Raw genomic sequence first — 14,108 nt, 5'->3', positions numbered from 1 at the left:
AAATGCTACAAAAAGTTGGTTTGGTATTTATTGCAAGTGTATTTGGCGCATCTACGCTTTGTGCTGATGCTATCAATACAGGCGGAGCGAAGTCTGATGTAAATCCAATTGCTATTGGTATGTTTCTGGCTTTTGTGCTAGCGACATTGTTTATCACCTACTTGTCTAATAAAAAGAGCCAGTCTGCAAGTGGATTCTACACAGCTGGTGGCAATATCACAGGAGCGCAAAATGGCATAGCTATTGCCGGGGATTATATGAGTGCGGCAAGCTTCCTAGGTATCACCGCGTTAGTTTTTATGAATGGATTTGACGGGCTTATTTACTCCATTGGCTTTTTGGTGGGGTGGCCCATTATTCTCTTTTTAATCGCTGAAAAGTTCCGCAATCTTGGGAAATTTACCTTTGCTGATATTACAGCATATCGCCTTCAAGCAAAGCCTATCCGCGTTATTTCTGCAGTTTCTGCGCTAAGTGTGATTGTCTTCTATCTTATCGCGCAAATGGTTGGAGCAGGGCAGCTTATACAGGTGCTTTTTGGGCTGCCTTATGGTGTGGCTGTTGTCCTTGTGGGAATCTTGATGATTTGTTATGTTGTTTTTGGTGGTATGCACGCTACAACTTGGGTGCAAATCATTAAGGCGATTTTACTTTTGGCTGGGACAAGCTTTATGGCGATTATGGTGCTGTATTTGACAAAGTTTGACCTTACTTACTATTTTTCTCAAGCGATTTCTCATCACCCAAAAGGTGAAGCGATTATGGCTCCGGGGACATTTTTGCCAGATACGATTTCTGCGGTTTCGCTTGGACTTGCCTTGATGTTTGGGACAGCAGGATTGCCACATATTTTAATGCGTTTTTTCACGGTGAAAGATGCTAAGGAAGCTAGAAAATCCGTGTTTTATGCCACAGGGCTTATTGGGTATTTTTATATCCTTACCTTCATCATAGGCTTTGGGGCTATCGCGCTGTTGTATGGGAATCCTGAATTTACAAATCCCGATGGCTCATATAGTGGTGTGGCAAATATGGTGGCAATTAGCTTGGCAGAAGTGCTAGGGGGCAATGTCTTTTTAGGATTTATCTCTGCAGTGGCGTTTGCTACGATTTTGGCTGTTGTCTCTGGGCTTGCAATTTCTGGGGCTGGGGCTATTAGCCACGACTTGTTTGTAAATGTCTGCAAAGATGGCAAATGCGACCCTAAATTAGAGATGAGAGTAACAAAAGGTGCGACTATATTTTTAGGGGTTTTAGCTATCGCGTTAGGATTCTTGTTTGAAAAGCAAAATATCGCCTTTATGGTGGGACTTGCGTTTGCGATTGCTGCGAGTGTGAATTTCCCTATATTGCTGCTTTCAATTTATTGGAAGAATCTCACAACTAAAGGTGCGTTTTGGGGTGGGCTTATAGGGCTTATCGTGGTGCTAACACTTGTTGTTTTAAGTCCTAGCATTTGGGTAACAAGCTTTGGCTTTGAGTCTGCGATTTTCCCTTATAATCACCCAGCGATTTTTACAATGCCTTTGACTTTTATAGCAATTTTTATTATCTCTAAGCTTGATAATTCTAAGCGCGCGCAGATTGATAGAAGTGGCTTTGAAGCACAAGACTTCCGCGCTCAAAGCGGTGTCGGTGCGAGTGAAGCGGTAGCTCATTAAGTGCTATCCTGCCCTTGTGGCGGAGTAGCTAGAATCCATTTTTAAGGCTATGTGATGATACAGCAATCCTTATCTCTAGCAGAAAAACTGCAATCCCAAATACAAAGCAATCTCTCCGCTAGTGAGAGACAATTCCACGCGAAAATGCAAAAGCTTCTTAATAAGCCTAGCAATAAGGTAATGCTTATAGAGCTACTTGACCGCTCTTTCCGCTGTAAGGATAAAAAAGCGAGTTTTGAGCTTATAGGGCATACGCTTAATAAATTCGGCATAGCAGACTTTTTCTCTCCTTTTGAGAAGTTTTTGCTTTTTAGCTTTTTAAACTTTGGCAGGCTTGCTCCAAAATTGAGTGTGCCATTTTTTGTTTCGCATTTGAGAGATGATACAAAGGCTATGGTTTTAGATTCTAGCGAAAGCTCCTTGGCCCCACACATCGCCAAACGCAAAAAGGAGCATAATATCACGCTTAATGTTAATCTCATCGGTGAAGAAGTTTTGGGTGAAGTGGAGAGCCAGTATCGTATGCAAAAATATGAAGAAGCCCTTAAATCAAGCTATATCACTTATATTTCTATCAAAATTACCACGATTTTTTCACAAATCAATATCATTGACTTTGACTACTCTAAAGAAGAAGTTGTCAAAAGACTTGATAAGCTCTACACCCTAGCCTTAGAAGAGCAAAAAAGACAAGGCGTGCGTAAATTTATCAATTTAGATATGGAGGAGTTTAGGGATTTAGAGCTTACCGTGGCAGCCTTTATGGAGAGTGTGAGCAAATTTGACATTAAAGCGGGCATTGTCTTGCAGGCTTATATTCCTGACTCTTATGAATATCTCAAAAAGCTTTTAGCCTTTTCAAAAGAAAGGGTTTTAAAGGGTATGCAGCCCATTAAAATCCGCTTTGTAAAAGGCGCAAATATGGAGAGTGAAGAAACGATTGCTAGTCAAAAAGGCTGGGAGCTGCCGACTTTCTCGCGTAAAATCGACACCGATAGCAATTATAATAAAATGCTAGATCTTGTATTAGAAGATGAAAATTACAAATATATCAATGTCGGTATTGCAAGTCATAATATTTTTGAAATCGCTTATGCTTACACGCGTATTAACGAAGCTGGGGCAGGTGAGAGCTTTACCTTTGAAATGCTAGAAGGTATGAGCTTGCAATGCTCTTATGAGCTATCTAAAATGCACGATTTAATCCTTTACGCGCCTGTGTGTGATGCAGCGCATTTTAATAATGCCATTGCATATCTTGTGCGCCGTCTTGATGAAAACACAAGCGAAGATAATTTTATGCGCTATTTTTTCAATCTAAAAGTCGGATCTAAAGAGTGGCAGGAGCAAAAGGAGCTATTTTTACACGCGCTTGAGGGCATTAAAACTCTTGATAATTCCACACATAGAAAGCAGGATAGAAGCCAAATTTCTAAAGCTGCTAGCTCCTATGAAACAAAAACTTTTACCAATGAAAGCGACACAGATTTTATCCTGCCGCAAAATAGACTATGGGCGCAAAATATCAAGGCGAAATATGAAAATTTAGCAAATTATGATGTGTATCCTGTGGCTGGGGAGCTTGATTTTGCGCAAGCAAATTTACACGCCCTAGAAATCAAAGAAAAAATCACAAATCGCCCCATAGGCAAGGCGTATTTAGCGGGCGAAGCACAGATTAAACAAGCCCTACAAATTGCGAAAAATTCACACTTCCCCACAACAAGCTTTGATAGTATTTATCAAACTCTCTCAAAAGTCGCCAAGCTTATGCGTGAGAGAAGGGGGGATTTGATAGGGATTGCCGCACTTGAAACGGGTAAAACCTTTTTAGAAATCGACCCTGAAGTAAGCGAAGCGATTGATTTTATAGAGTTTTACCCACACTCTTTAGAAACGCTACAAAAGCAAAATCCAAATACCACCTTTAAGCCAAAAGGCATAGGTGTTACCATAGCTCCTTGGAATTTCCCTGTGGGCATTTCTGCTGGCACTATAGCTGCCCCTTTGGCTGCGGGTAATGTCGTCATCTATAAGCCCTCATCGCTCTCCACTCTTACTGGCTTTATGCTTTGCCAATGCTTCTGGGACGCTGGGATTCCAAAAGATGCTTTAATCTTTCTCCCTGCAAAAGGCAGTGATATATCTACTCATCTTTTGCGTGATGAAGCGGTGAAATTTTCCATACTCACAGGAGGAGAAGAGACTGCTTATGCAATGCTACAAGCAAATCCTACCCTACTTTTAAGTGCAGAAACTGGGGGCAAAAATGCGACCATAGTCTCTAAATTTGCCGATAGAGATAGCGCGGTCAAAAACATTATCCACTCTGCCTTTTCAAATTCTGGGCAAAAATGCTCAGCGACTTCTCTGCTTGTGCTAGAAGATGAAGTGTATAAAGATAAGGAGTTTAAAAAAGCTCTTGTCGATGCGGCACAATCTCTAGCAGTGGGTAGCCCCTTTGTGCTAAAAAATAAACTTGGGGCATTGTGTGATAAACCTAGCCAGAAGCTTTTAAAAGCTATCAACGAGCTAGAAGCTGGGGAAGAGTGGGCATTAAAGCCGACATTTATCAATGAGAATCCACATCTAATGACTCCGGGCATAAAATATGGCGTTAAAAAAGGTGCTTTCACGCATATAAACGAGCTTTTCGCACCAATTTTAAGTGTAATGAGGGCAAAAGATTTACAAGAAGCCATCGCAATCGTCAATGCCACAGGATATGGGCTTACAGCTGGATTTGAAAGCTTAGATGAAAGAGAGTGGGAGTATTTTCACACACACATTGAAGCAGGGAATATCTATATCAACAAGCCCACAACTGGGGCTATCGTGCTAAGGCAGCCCTTTGGCGGGGTGAAAAAGTCTGCCATAGGCTTTGGGAGAAAGGTAGGAATCTATAACTACATCACGCAATTTATGGATATAGAAGCAAAAACTGATACAAATTTACTTGATAGCCCCTTAGCAAGTGCATTAGAAAAACTAAGCAAAGCAAGTGATGAAAGCACACAAGCTGCCCTAGCAAATGCCGCCCTTATGGCAAAGTCCTATGCCTACCACTATAAGCACGAATTTAGCGTGGCAAAAGATTATGTCAATATCCGTGGAGAAGATAATCTTTTTTCTTACACGCGGATTAAAAACCTAGCCTTTAGGGTGTGTGAGCAAGATAGCTTGCAAGATATTTTAGGCGTTATTATAGGGTGCAATACACTAGGCTTAAGTCCTCTGGTAAGCTATGAGAAAAAAGTGGATTCTAGGGCTTGTGATACAAACGCGCAAAACGAGGATTCTAGGGCGGTTATCGCCTTAGCCCAAAAAGTTTGTCAAATGGCGGACTTAGCCGCAGATTTTGTAGCAGAAAGCAGCGATGAGTTTATCGCCAAGCTCCCACTTTTTGAGCGAGTGCGCTACCACGCTAAAGCAGAGCAAAATATCCCCATCTATCAAGCCGCTGCCAAGCAAGCTAGAATCATTATCCGTGATAAGCCTTTGCTTAATGGGCGTTTTGAGCTTTTATACTACTACAATGAAAAAGCTTTAAGCATTTCCTATCATCGCTATGGGAATTTAGGTGTGCGTGCGTTAAGCACTAAGAAATCATCAACTTTATCATAAGGAGACACAAATGGGAATCGTGCAAATCAACACAGAAATCGCCATAACTTTTATCGCCTATTCAGCGTTAATGCTTTTTATCGGCTTTTATTTTTATAGGAAAAACACCACCACAGAAGACTATTTTCTAGGTGGGCGATCGCTTGGACCTGTGGTATCAGCCCTAAGTGCTGGGGCTAGTGATATGAGTGGCTGGCTTTTGATGGGGCTGCCGGGAGCTTTGTATGCGGGCGGCTTTGTGGAGAGCTATATCGCCATAGGGCTTAGTATTGGCGCGCTGCTTAATTGGAGCTTCGTGGCTAAACGGCTTAGAATCTACACAAGTCTCATAGCAGATAGCATTACAATCCCTGACTATTTTGAAACGCGTTTTGATGATGATAAGCACATTTTGCGCATAGTTTGCGCCATTGTGATTTTGGTATTTTTCACTTTCTATGTATCCGCTGGGCTTGTAGGTGGAGCAAAGCTTTTTGAAAGCACTTTTGGGATTGATTATGCCTATGCGCTTACTGCGGGCACATTGATTATTGTCGCCTACACATTTTTGGGAGGCTACAAAGCGGTGTGCTGGACTGATATGATTCAAGGGCTTTTGATGATGGGGGCTCTAATCATCGTGCCTGTAGTAATGCTAGGGGAGCTTGGTGGCTACGATGAGGCGGTAAAAATCGTAGCAGAAATTAAGCCTAAAGCTCTTTCTATGGGAGAGGGCGTATCTGCTCTTGCGATCATCTCAGCTCTTGCGTGGGGGCTAGGGTATTTTGGACAGCCGCATATTTTAGTGCGCTTTATGTCTATCCGCTCGACTAAAGATATTCCAACTGCCACTTTTGTGGGGATTTCTTGGATGGTGATTTCACTCATTGGGGCGTGCTTGATTGGGGTTTTGGGTATTGCCTATGTGCATAAATTTAATCTCTCCTTGCAAGATCCAGAAAAAATCTTTATTGTGATGAGTCAATTACTCTTTAATCCTTGGATTGCTGGGATTTTGCTGAGTGCAATTTTAGCCGCGATTATGAGCACGGCTAGCTCACAGCTCCTTGTCTCTAGCTCCACTTTGGCAGAGGACTTTTATCGCCGTATTTTTAAGCAAGATGCTAGCTCGCAAATGGTGATGAAAATCGGTAGATTTGGGGTGCTACTTGTGGCAGTTATCGCATTTTTGATTTCTACGGATAAGGATTCTAGTATTTTAGAGATCGTGTCTTATGCGTGGGCGGGCTTTGGGGCAAGCTTTGGCTCGGTGATGCTTTTTTCACTCTTTTGGAGCAGAATGACGCGTATAGGCGCGATTGCTGGAATGATCACAGGCGCGGTGGTGGTGATTGTATGGCAAAACTACATTGCTGCATATATCAACCTTTATGAAATTGTCCCCGGCTTTATCGCTGCTTCTTTGGTGATTATTATCGCAAGCCTTATGACAAGTGTGCGCCCGGGCACAAAAGCGGCTTATGAGAAGATGATAGCTAATTTATAAGCTTTGATGAGATGGCTCTATGGGTGGGAGAGATAGAATCTAGCGTGAGTGCATTTCATCATAGTATGAGCGCACAGCACTATCAAATGCCTGCTGCAAAAACCCTTCTTTGTGCAGTATAGAGAGCTCTTTGTTTAGCCAAGTAAGTAAGCTTGTATTTGTGTCTTTAACCAGTGGCTTTATGGGGTAGGGGTCGCCTAGTGCAGGGACACTTATAGTAAAGTCTGGATTCTGGCGCACAAGTAGCGTGATGATCACATTATCTTCGGCAAAATACGACAAATCATCTCGCTCAAACACAGCCAAGCACTCGCGCAAATCCGCACATATTTCTAAGATAGCTTTTGGATAGTTGGCTTGGAAATATGCTTGTGCCACAGAGTTGCTACGCACAAGGATTTTTGCGCCAGCGAGCTCTTGTATGCCTTGGGGCTGATTGACTTTACCCATAACGCTGGTAGTTGTGTAAATAAATGGGTTGGCAAACGCAATGGCATTTGATCGTGGGTTGTATATGTTAGAGAGAATAATGTCAAGCCCTAAGGAGTCTAAAAGCTCAAGCCCTTGCGCATCTGTAATGGCACTAAAGCGCACACGATTTTCATCTCCCAAGAGATCTTTAGCAAGCTTTCTGCCAAGCAGCACTTCAAGCCCAGCAAATTCACCACTAGAATCTACATATCCAAATGGCGGGGTAGCTTTGGATATACCAATGTGTAGCACGCGCCGATCTTTGATAGATTCTAGAGAGTTTTCACACCCAAATATACCAAATGCCAAACATACTCCAGCGCACACAGCCAACACAGCTTTCCATAGATTCTGCACCCTTGCTCCTTGCCAATGACTCTAGTGCCTGTAATTGTAAAACACATTGAGCAACAAACAGCACATAGCCAAGTAGAAATACGATAAGATTTTGCTTTAATTTAAACTAAAGGAAGCCGATGAAAAAGCTAAATGCACTATGGTGTGCTACTATGTGTTTCCCTTATTTTATATACGCCACTTCGCACTCTCTCAGTGAAGAAGGAGCATTGCTTGAGCATAAGCTCCAAGTGCTTCTGGCAAACACGCTTCTAGCTATAGAATCTATCCTCCCGACATTTTGTGCGAATTTAATGTGTGCGAAAATCCTATTGAGTCTTGCTATTTTTGCGCTCTTGTGGCTATGTCGATCATCTCTTGCTCGGCTTGTCATTTATCTTATCGATATGCTCTTGCATTTGTCTCGCCAAGATGTGCAGACAAGAAAGCAGATCCAACAAAGCTTAATGAAGCCTATCTCGCTTTTTTTGTTTGTTGTTAGCATCAATATCTCGCTTGATGTTTTGTATTATCCAGCTGCATCGCCGCGCGCGCTAGAAGTGTGGTTTAAAATCGCTTATGTTGTTAATGGCGCGTGGTTTGTCATTATCGTATCGCAAGGCTATGTTGCGACATTTCTTACAAACCTAGCACAAAAAAAGACAGATCACTTCCGCAAGGAAGTCATCAATCTTTTGCTAAAGATTGGTTATTTTATCATCGTTGTCATTGCCTTGCTTTGGATTCTAAAGATATTGGGATTTAATATATCTGCTATCATTGCTTCACTTGGGCTTGGTGGGCTGGCAGTGGCTCTTGCGGTCAAGGATATGCTAGCTAATTTCTTTGCATCTGTAATGCTGCTTTTTGATAATTCCTTTTCGCAGGGCGAGCGTATAGAATGTGGGGGGGTTGATGGGGTTGTTGTAGAGATGGGCTTGCGGCGCACGACTATCCGCACCGGAGATAATGCGCTTGTGCTCATACCTAACGCAGAGCTGGCAAACAAATCTATCACAAATTGGAGCCGCCGTAAAGCAGGGAGACATATTCGCTTTTCTATTGGGCTTACTTATGGCACTCCACCCGATAAGATTCTGCAGTGTATAGAATCTATTAAGGCTATGCTTCTTGCCCATCCGCTTATCGCCAAAGAATCCACAACACAACAGACATTAGACTATACCTTGCATTTGAAAAAGAATATTATTTCCCTTGATGATTATTTGGGCTATAAGCATTCTGTCTATGTGGTGCTTGATGAGCTGGCTGATAGCTCGATGAATATATTGGTTTATTGTTTTAGTAAGGGTGTGAGCTTGGAAGAATATCTCCTAGCAAAAGAGCAGGTGATTGTAGAGATTTTACGCATTATTGATAATCTTGGACTTTCTCTTGCTTTCCCAAGTCAAAGTCTCTATGTGGAGTCTTTGCCCCAGATCGATGATACAAAGCCCTCTAGCTAGATCTACTTTTTGAGTGAGGGGCAAAAGTGGGGGCTGGTTAAGTGTTGGCATCTTGACAAGATGAAATTATTATTATAGAATCTCGGTTTTTTTATTGTGCTGGTTTAGCTCAGTTGGTAGAGCATCTGCCTTGTAAGCAGAGGGTCGGGGGTTCAAGTCCCTTAACCAGCTCCATTTTCAAACCCTAACAGACTTTTCTGATTCAGTGTTTGACCAGTTTTTGCCGATTTGGTGAGTTACTCAAGTGGCCAACGAGGGCAGACTGTAAATCTGCTGACTTTGTCTTCCGTGGTTCGAATCCACGACTCACCACCATTGTTTAAGGGCATTGCCTTAGATGTGGTTTGTAAAGCATTTTCGCGGGAATAGCTCAGTTGGCTAGAGCATCAGCCTTCCAAGCTGAGGGTCGCGGGTTCGAGCCCCGTTTCCCGCTCCATACTGGGAGCTGAAGTAATTCATACATATATTGCTCTCAATCTATTTTGTGCCCATATAGCTCAGTGGCAGAGCACTTCCTTGGTAAGGAAGAGGTCGGCGGTTCAATCCCGCTTATGGGCTCCAGTTTTTCTAGTAGTTTTGTTATGGTCTTTATTTTTGTGTAAAGAAATAAGGATTATAATCAAGACTTTAAATTCACTTTTAGGAGACTTTTATGGCAAAGGAAAAATTTGTCAAGAATAAGCCCCATGTCAATATTGGGACAATTGGGCATGTTGATCACGGAAAAACGACTTTGAGTGCTGCTATATCTGCTGTTCTTGCAACAAAGGGTCTTGCAGAAATGAAAGATTATGACAAAATCGATAATGCCCCAGAAGAGCGAGAAAGAGGTATTACTATCGCAACTTCTCATATCGAGTATGAAACAGAGAATCGCCACTATGCGCATGTGGATTGTCCGGGACACGCCGACTATGTAAAGAATATGATTACAGGAGCGGCGCAAATGGATGGGGCTATCCTTGTTGTTTCTGCAGCTGATGGACCTATGCCCCAGACTCGTGAGCATATTTTGCTATCTCGACAAGTTGGTGTCCCTTACATTGTAGTCTTTTTGAACAAGCAGGATATGGTCGATGATCAAGAGCTACTTGATTTGGTAGAGATGGAAGTTAGAGAACTTCTCAGCGCATATGATTTCCCTGGAGATGACACTCCTATTGTAGCAGGGTCAGCTCTCAAAGCTTTGGAAGAAGCTAAGGCTGGCAATGTTGGCGAATGGGGACAAAAAGTTTTAGATTTAATGGCGAAGGTTGATGAGTATATTCCTACTCCAGAGCGCGACACAGAAAAGACTTTTCTTATGCCAGTGGAAGATGTGTTCTCAATTGCTGGACGCGGAACTGTTGTAACAGGTCGAATTGAGAGAGGTGTGGTTAAGGTTGGTGATGAAGTGGAGATTGTTGGTATCCGAGATACGCAAAAGACAACAGTTACTGGTGTGGAGATGTTTAGAAAAGAACTAGACAAGGGTGAAGCTGGTGATAATGTTGGGATTCTACTACGGGGCACCAAGAAAGAGGAAGTGGAGAGAGGTATGGTGCTTTGTAAGCCTGGATCTATCACACCACACAGCGAGTTTGAGGGTGAGATTTATGTTCTTTCTAAAGATGAAGGTGGGAGACATACGCCATTCTTCAATAACTATCGCCCACAATTCTATGTGCGCACCACTGATGTAACTGGCTCTATCAAATTGCCAGATGGTGTAGAGATGGTTATGCCAGGCGATAATGTTAAGATTACCGTTGAGCTTATTAGCCCTATTGCACTTGAGCTTGGGACTAAATTTGCGATTCGCGAAGGTGGCAGAACTGTCGGTGCTGGTGTTGTGAGCAAGATTATCAAGTAGTCAGGGTTTTTGACATGGCTAAGGGTAATGTAGTAAAAATTGGTTTGAAATGTTCAGAGTGCGGAGATATCAATTATAGCACGACGAAAAATGCTAAAACAAAAACAGAAAAACTGGAGCTCAAAAAGTTCTGCCCTAGGCTTAATAAACATACTATTCATAGGGAAGTTAAGCTTAAAAGCTAGAGTGCCACTCTAGCTTTTTAGGTCAGTAGCTCTAATGGTAGAGCGTCGGTCTCCAAAACCGGTTGTTGGGGGTTCGAGTCCCTCCTGACCTGCCATTATTTAGCAATAATTCAAGGTAAGACAATGAGAAAGATAATTACTTATTATAAGGCAGCAAAAGAAGAGCTTTTTAAGGTTGTTTTTCCTACGAAAGAGCAGATACGGAATGCCTTAATATCTGTAGTTGTTGTGGTAGTTGTGGTAGCTTTGTTTTTGGGTCTAGTCGATCTTATTTTGTTTGCTTCTGTGTCTAAATTTTTTGGGGATTAGGAGATGTTATGTCGCTAGGTTGGTATGCTATACAAACATATTCTGGGAGTGAGCAGTCTGTAAAGAAAGCTATTGAAAATCTCGTCCAAGAGTATAATCTTCAAGATAGAGTGAAAGAGATAGTTGTTCCTACAGAAGATATCTACGAAGTCAAGGATGGAGCAAAGAAAATAAGTGCGAGAAGTATATATCCCGGGTATGTATTTATACATGTTGATTTGGATACATCGCTTTGGCATACGATACAGTCTCTTCCTAGGGTTGGTGGTTTTATTGGTGAAAGCAAGAAACCAACTCCATTGAGCGAAGCAGATATTGCCCACATTTTGGAGAAGAATACAAATCGTGCGGCACCTAAGCCGAAGATATCCTTTGAGCATGGGGAAGTTGTGCGGATCAATGAAGGTCCTTTTGCTAATTTTACGGCAACAGTGGAGGGCTATGATGTTGAGCATAAAAAATTGAAACTCAATGTTTCTATTTTTGGCAGAAATACGCCGATAGAAATCTTGTATTCACAAGTAGAAAAAATAGTTTGATTGAAAGGTAGAAAATGGCAAAAAAAATAGTAGGTGAGTTAAAACTTCAAATTCCAGCAGGCAAGGCAAACCCTTCACCACCTGTTGGACCAGCACTTGGTCAGAGGGGTATTAATATTATGGAATTTTGTAAGGCTTTCAATGAGAAAACTAAGGATATGGGTGATTTTAATATACCTGTTATCATAACCGTTTATCAGGATAAAAGCTTTACCTTTATTACAAAGAAGCCACCTGTGACAGATTTGATTAAAAAGGCTTCTGGTATAGCTAAGGGTTCTGATAATCCATTAAAAAATAAAATAGGTAAGCTGTCATCGAAACAGCTTCAGGAGATTGCCGAGGCAAAGATGGAAGACCTTAATGCAAATGACATAGAGGCGGCGAAGAAGATTGTCGCTGGTTCCGCGCGAAGTATGGGTATAGAAATTGTAGAGTAAATTAGGAAGGTATAGATTATGAGAAATAAGGTAGCAAAGAGAATCCAAAACTTAGCTGAGAAGATTGATACCAATAGGTTTTATGACATAGATTCTGGCATCAGTGTTGTCAAGTCGCTTGCCTCAGCCAAATTTGATGAAACGGTGGAGTTGGCTCTACGACTTGGAGTAGATCCTCGCCACGCGGATCAAATGATTCGTGGTGCTGTTGTTTTGCCGCACGGGACAGGGAAAAAGGTTCGTGTAGCAGTGTTTGCTAAAGGAACCAAGGCAGATGAAGCTAAAGATGCTGGTGCAGATGTTGTGGGTGATGATGATTTGGCAGAAGAAATCAAAAATGGCAATATTAATTTTGACATTGTTATTGCTACACCAGATATGATGGCTCTTGTTGGAAAGGTTGGTAGAATATTGGGTCCAAAAGGTTTGATGCCTAACCCAAAGACAGGCACCGTTACAATGGATGTAAGCAAGGCGGTTTCTAATGCAAAAAGTGGGCAGGTGAATTTTCGGGTCGATAAGAAAGGCAATATCCACGCACCAATAGGTAAGGCTAGTTTTTCTGAAGAAAAAATTAGGGACAATATGCTCGAGTTGGTGAAAACAATCAATAGGCTTAAACCATCTAGTGCGAAGGGTAAATTTATCCGGGGTGGCGTACTGTCCTTAACAATGTCTCCTGCTGTTAAGCTTGATGCGCAGATCCTTATGGATGTAAAATAGTAATACTAGCATTTATCTTAGACTGATGACTACAAGGGCGTGAGCTTAATAATTTTCCTTGTATAAGTCTTGTCTGAAAGGAGGAAAAATGACCAAAGTTCAAAAGCAGGAAATGGTTGAGGTGCTTACACAGGAGTTCAAAAATGCTCAAGCCTTGCTTGTATGCGATTATAAGGGGACAAATGTCAAGTCTTTAGAAGAATTGCGTCGCAATGCTAGGCAGGTAGATGTGAAAGTGCAAGTCATTAAGAATACCTTGGCACGCATTGCTTTGAGAGATTCTGGTATGCCCGAATTAGATATTAAGGATACGAATATATTTATTTGGGGAGAAGATCAGATTTCTCTTGCTAAGATTGTTGTTAAGTTTGCTGAAGCGAATGCGGAGAAATTTACCATCAAAACTGGTAGTTTTGATGGGCAGAAAGTGGATAAAAATCACATTGTCTCTGTATCTAAGCTTCCAAGCAAAGAAGAGCTTATTGGTATGCTTTTGTCTGTTTGGACAGCCCCAGCTCGCTATTTTGCGACAGGGTTAGACAATCTACGAAAGCAAAAAGAACAAAACTCATAGTAGAGCTATACTAAAAAATTTTAAGGAGCGTGTAAAATGGCTATCACAAAAGAAGATGTTTTAGAGTATATTGGTGGGCTTTCTGTCCTAGAGCTTTCAGAGCTTGTAAAGGCTTTTGAAGAAAAGTTTGGTGTTAGTGCTGCGCCGACAGTGGTGGCTGGTGCAGCTGCTGGTGGTGCAGCTGCTGGTGGTGCAGAAGAAAAAACAGATTTTAGCGTTGTTCTTGTGGAAGCTGGTGCTAACAAAATTAATGTCATCAAAGTGGTGCGGGAAATTACTGGTCTTGGGCTTAAAGAAGCAAAAGATGCAACAGAGAAAACTCCTCACACACTTAAAGAGGGCGTTAATAAAGACGAAGCAGAAGCATTCAAGAAAAAGCTTGAAGAAGCCGGCGCGAAAGTTGAAATTAAGTAGTTTTACTTGTGCTTACTCCTATATTTGG

13 protein-coding genes and 5 tRNA genes are annotated in these 14,108 nt (G+C 41.9%); 17 read left to right on the top strand and 1 reads right to left on the bottom strand.

Annotation, left to right across the window (positions count from 1 at the left end; genetic code table 11):
- Positions 1 to 2: 2 nt before the first annotated feature.
- From F4V45_RS01720 to putP, 3 genes are read left to right on the top strand one after another with little or no spacing between them, the layout of a single operon-like run.
- Positions 3 to 1,661, top strand: a complete 1,659-nt coding sequence (locus F4V45_RS01720; RefSeq protein ID WP_210670699.1) for a cation acetate symporter — start codon at positions 3 to 5, stop codon at positions 1,659 to 1,661.
- 54 nt (positions 1,662 to 1,715) lie between these two features.
- A complete protein-coding gene (locus F4V45_RS01715) occupies positions 1,716 to 5,285 on the top strand; it encodes a proline dehydrogenase family protein (RefSeq protein WP_150336774.1) in 3,570 nt (1,189 codons plus the stop codon).
- A gap of 10 nt (positions 5,286 to 5,295) precedes the next feature.
- On the top strand, positions 5,296 to 6,771 hold the full coding sequence (gene putP, locus F4V45_RS01710) for a sodium/proline symporter PutP (RefSeq protein WP_150336773.1): 1,476 nt from the start codon (positions 5,296 to 5,298) through the stop codon (positions 6,769 to 6,771).
- A gap of 39 nt (positions 6,772 to 6,810) precedes the next feature.
- Here putP and F4V45_RS01705 read toward each other — a convergent pair whose 3' ends face one another.
- Positions 6,811 to 7,599, bottom strand: a complete 789-nt coding sequence (locus tag F4V45_RS01705; protein ID WP_150336772.1) for a transporter substrate-binding domain-containing protein — start codon at positions 7,597 to 7,599, stop codon at positions 6,811 to 6,813.
- Positions 7,600 to 7,718: 119 nt separating this feature from the next.
- Between F4V45_RS01705 and F4V45_RS01700 the strand changes: the two genes are divergently transcribed.
- The 14 genes from F4V45_RS01700 to rplL all read left to right on the top strand — a co-directional run bounded on the left by F4V45_RS01700 (position 7,719) and on the right by rplL (position 14,080).
- On the top strand, positions 7,719 to 9,044 hold the full coding sequence (locus tag F4V45_RS01700) for a mechanosensitive ion channel family protein (protein ID WP_150336771.1): 1,326 nt from the start codon (positions 7,719 to 7,721) through the stop codon (positions 9,042 to 9,044).
- Positions 9,045 to 9,142: 98 nt separating this feature from the next.
- Positions 9,143 to 9,218: transfer RNA gene (locus F4V45_RS01695), tRNA-Thr, on the top strand.
- 56 nt (positions 9,219 to 9,274) lie between these two features.
- Positions 9,275 to 9,359 (top strand) — tRNA-Tyr (locus F4V45_RS01690).
- Positions 9,360 to 9,403: 44 nt separating this feature from the next.
- Positions 9,404 to 9,480 (top strand) — tRNA-Gly (locus F4V45_RS01685).
- 50 nt (positions 9,481 to 9,530) lie between these two features.
- A tRNA-Thr gene (locus tag F4V45_RS01680) sits at positions 9,531 to 9,605 on the top strand.
- A gap of 91 nt (positions 9,606 to 9,696) precedes the next feature.
- Entirely contained in the window at positions 9,697 to 10,896 is a 1,200-nt protein-coding gene (gene tuf, locus F4V45_RS01675) for an elongation factor Tu (protein ID WP_023929248.1), read from the top strand.
- Between the two features lie 14 nt (positions 10,897 to 10,910).
- Positions 10,911 to 11,081 carry a 50S ribosomal protein L33 gene (rpmG, locus tag F4V45_RS01670; RefSeq protein ID WP_023929247.1) on the top strand — a complete coding sequence of 57 codons (171 nt, stop codon included), beginning with the start codon at positions 10,911 to 10,913 and terminating at the stop codon, positions 11,079 to 11,081.
- A gap of 19 nt (positions 11,082 to 11,100) precedes the next feature.
- A tRNA-Trp gene (locus F4V45_RS01665) sits at positions 11,101 to 11,176 on the top strand.
- A 28-nt stretch (positions 11,177 to 11,204) separates the two neighbouring features.
- Complete coding sequence (gene secE / locus F4V45_RS01660) at positions 11,205 to 11,390, top strand: preprotein translocase subunit SecE (protein ID WP_023929246.1); 186 nt, start codon at positions 11,205 to 11,207, stop codon at positions 11,388 to 11,390.
- An 8-nt stretch (positions 11,391 to 11,398) separates the two neighbouring features.
- On the top strand, positions 11,399 to 11,929 hold the full coding sequence (gene nusG, locus F4V45_RS01655; protein ID WP_023929245.1) for a transcription termination/antitermination protein NusG: 531 nt from the start codon (positions 11,399 to 11,401) through the stop codon (positions 11,927 to 11,929).
- Between the two features lie 14 nt (positions 11,930 to 11,943).
- On the top strand, positions 11,944 to 12,369 hold the full coding sequence (gene rplK, locus F4V45_RS01650) for a 50S ribosomal protein L11 (RefSeq protein WP_150336770.1): 426 nt from the start codon (positions 11,944 to 11,946) through the stop codon (positions 12,367 to 12,369).
- Between the two features lie 18 nt (positions 12,370 to 12,387).
- Positions 12,388 to 13,092, top strand: a complete 705-nt coding sequence (gene rplA, locus F4V45_RS01645) for a 50S ribosomal protein L1 (RefSeq protein ID WP_023929243.1) — start codon at positions 12,388 to 12,390, stop codon at positions 13,090 to 13,092.
- 88 nt (positions 13,093 to 13,180) lie between these two features.
- Positions 13,181 to 13,666: a 50S ribosomal protein L10 gene (gene rplJ / locus F4V45_RS01640; RefSeq protein ID WP_023929242.1), complete on the top strand. Its 486-nt coding sequence runs from the start codon at positions 13,181 to 13,183 to the stop codon at positions 13,664 to 13,666.
- 36 nt (positions 13,667 to 13,702) lie between these two features.
- Positions 13,703 to 14,080: a 50S ribosomal protein L7/L12 gene (gene rplL / locus F4V45_RS01635; RefSeq protein ID WP_023929241.1), complete on the top strand. Its 378-nt coding sequence runs from the start codon at positions 13,703 to 13,705 to the stop codon at positions 14,078 to 14,080.
- Positions 14,081 to 14,108: the final 28 nt, after the last annotated feature.

The organism is Helicobacter canis, from assembly GCF_008693005.1.
Classification (GTDB): domain Bacteria; phylum Campylobacterota; class Campylobacteria; order Campylobacterales; family Helicobacteraceae; genus Helicobacter_B; species Helicobacter_B canis.
This window is presented reverse-complemented; position numbering and strand designations above follow the sequence as displayed.

Excerpts from the sequence above, each read along its gene's own strand:
- F4V45_RS01720 (WP_210670699.1), top strand. The coding sequence starts at position 3 with ATGCTACAAAAAGTTGGTTTGGTATTTATTGCAAGTGTATTTGGCGCA.
- F4V45_RS01715 (WP_150336774.1), top strand. The coding sequence starts at position 1,716 with ATGATACAGCAATCCTTATCTCTAGCAGAAAAACTGCAATCCCAAATA.
- putP (WP_150336773.1), top strand. The coding sequence starts at position 5,296 with ATGGGAATCGTGCAAATCAACACAGAAATCGCCATAACTTTTATCGCC.
- F4V45_RS01700 (WP_150336771.1), top strand. The coding sequence starts at position 7,719 with ATGAAAAAGCTAAATGCACTATGGTGTGCTACTATGTGTTTCCCTTAT.
- tuf (WP_023929248.1), top strand. The coding sequence starts at position 9,697 with ATGGCAAAGGAAAAATTTGTCAAGAATAAGCCCCATGTCAATATTGGG.
- rpmG (WP_023929247.1), top strand. The coding sequence starts at position 10,911 with ATGGCTAAGGGTAATGTAGTAAAAATTGGTTTGAAATGTTCAGAGTGC.
- secE (WP_023929246.1), top strand. The coding sequence starts at position 11,205 with ATGAGAAAGATAATTACTTATTATAAGGCAGCAAAAGAAGAGCTTTTT.
- nusG (WP_023929245.1), top strand. The coding sequence starts at position 11,399 with ATGTCGCTAGGTTGGTATGCTATACAAACATATTCTGGGAGTGAGCAG.
- rplK (WP_150336770.1), top strand. The coding sequence starts at position 11,944 with ATGGCAAAAAAAATAGTAGGTGAGTTAAAACTTCAAATTCCAGCAGGC.
- rplA (WP_023929243.1), top strand. The coding sequence starts at position 12,388 with ATGAGAAATAAGGTAGCAAAGAGAATCCAAAACTTAGCTGAGAAGATT.
- rplJ (WP_023929242.1), top strand. The coding sequence starts at position 13,181 with ATGACCAAAGTTCAAAAGCAGGAAATGGTTGAGGTGCTTACACAGGAG.
- rplL (WP_023929241.1), top strand. The coding sequence starts at position 13,703 with ATGGCTATCACAAAAGAAGATGTTTTAGAGTATATTGGTGGGCTTTCT.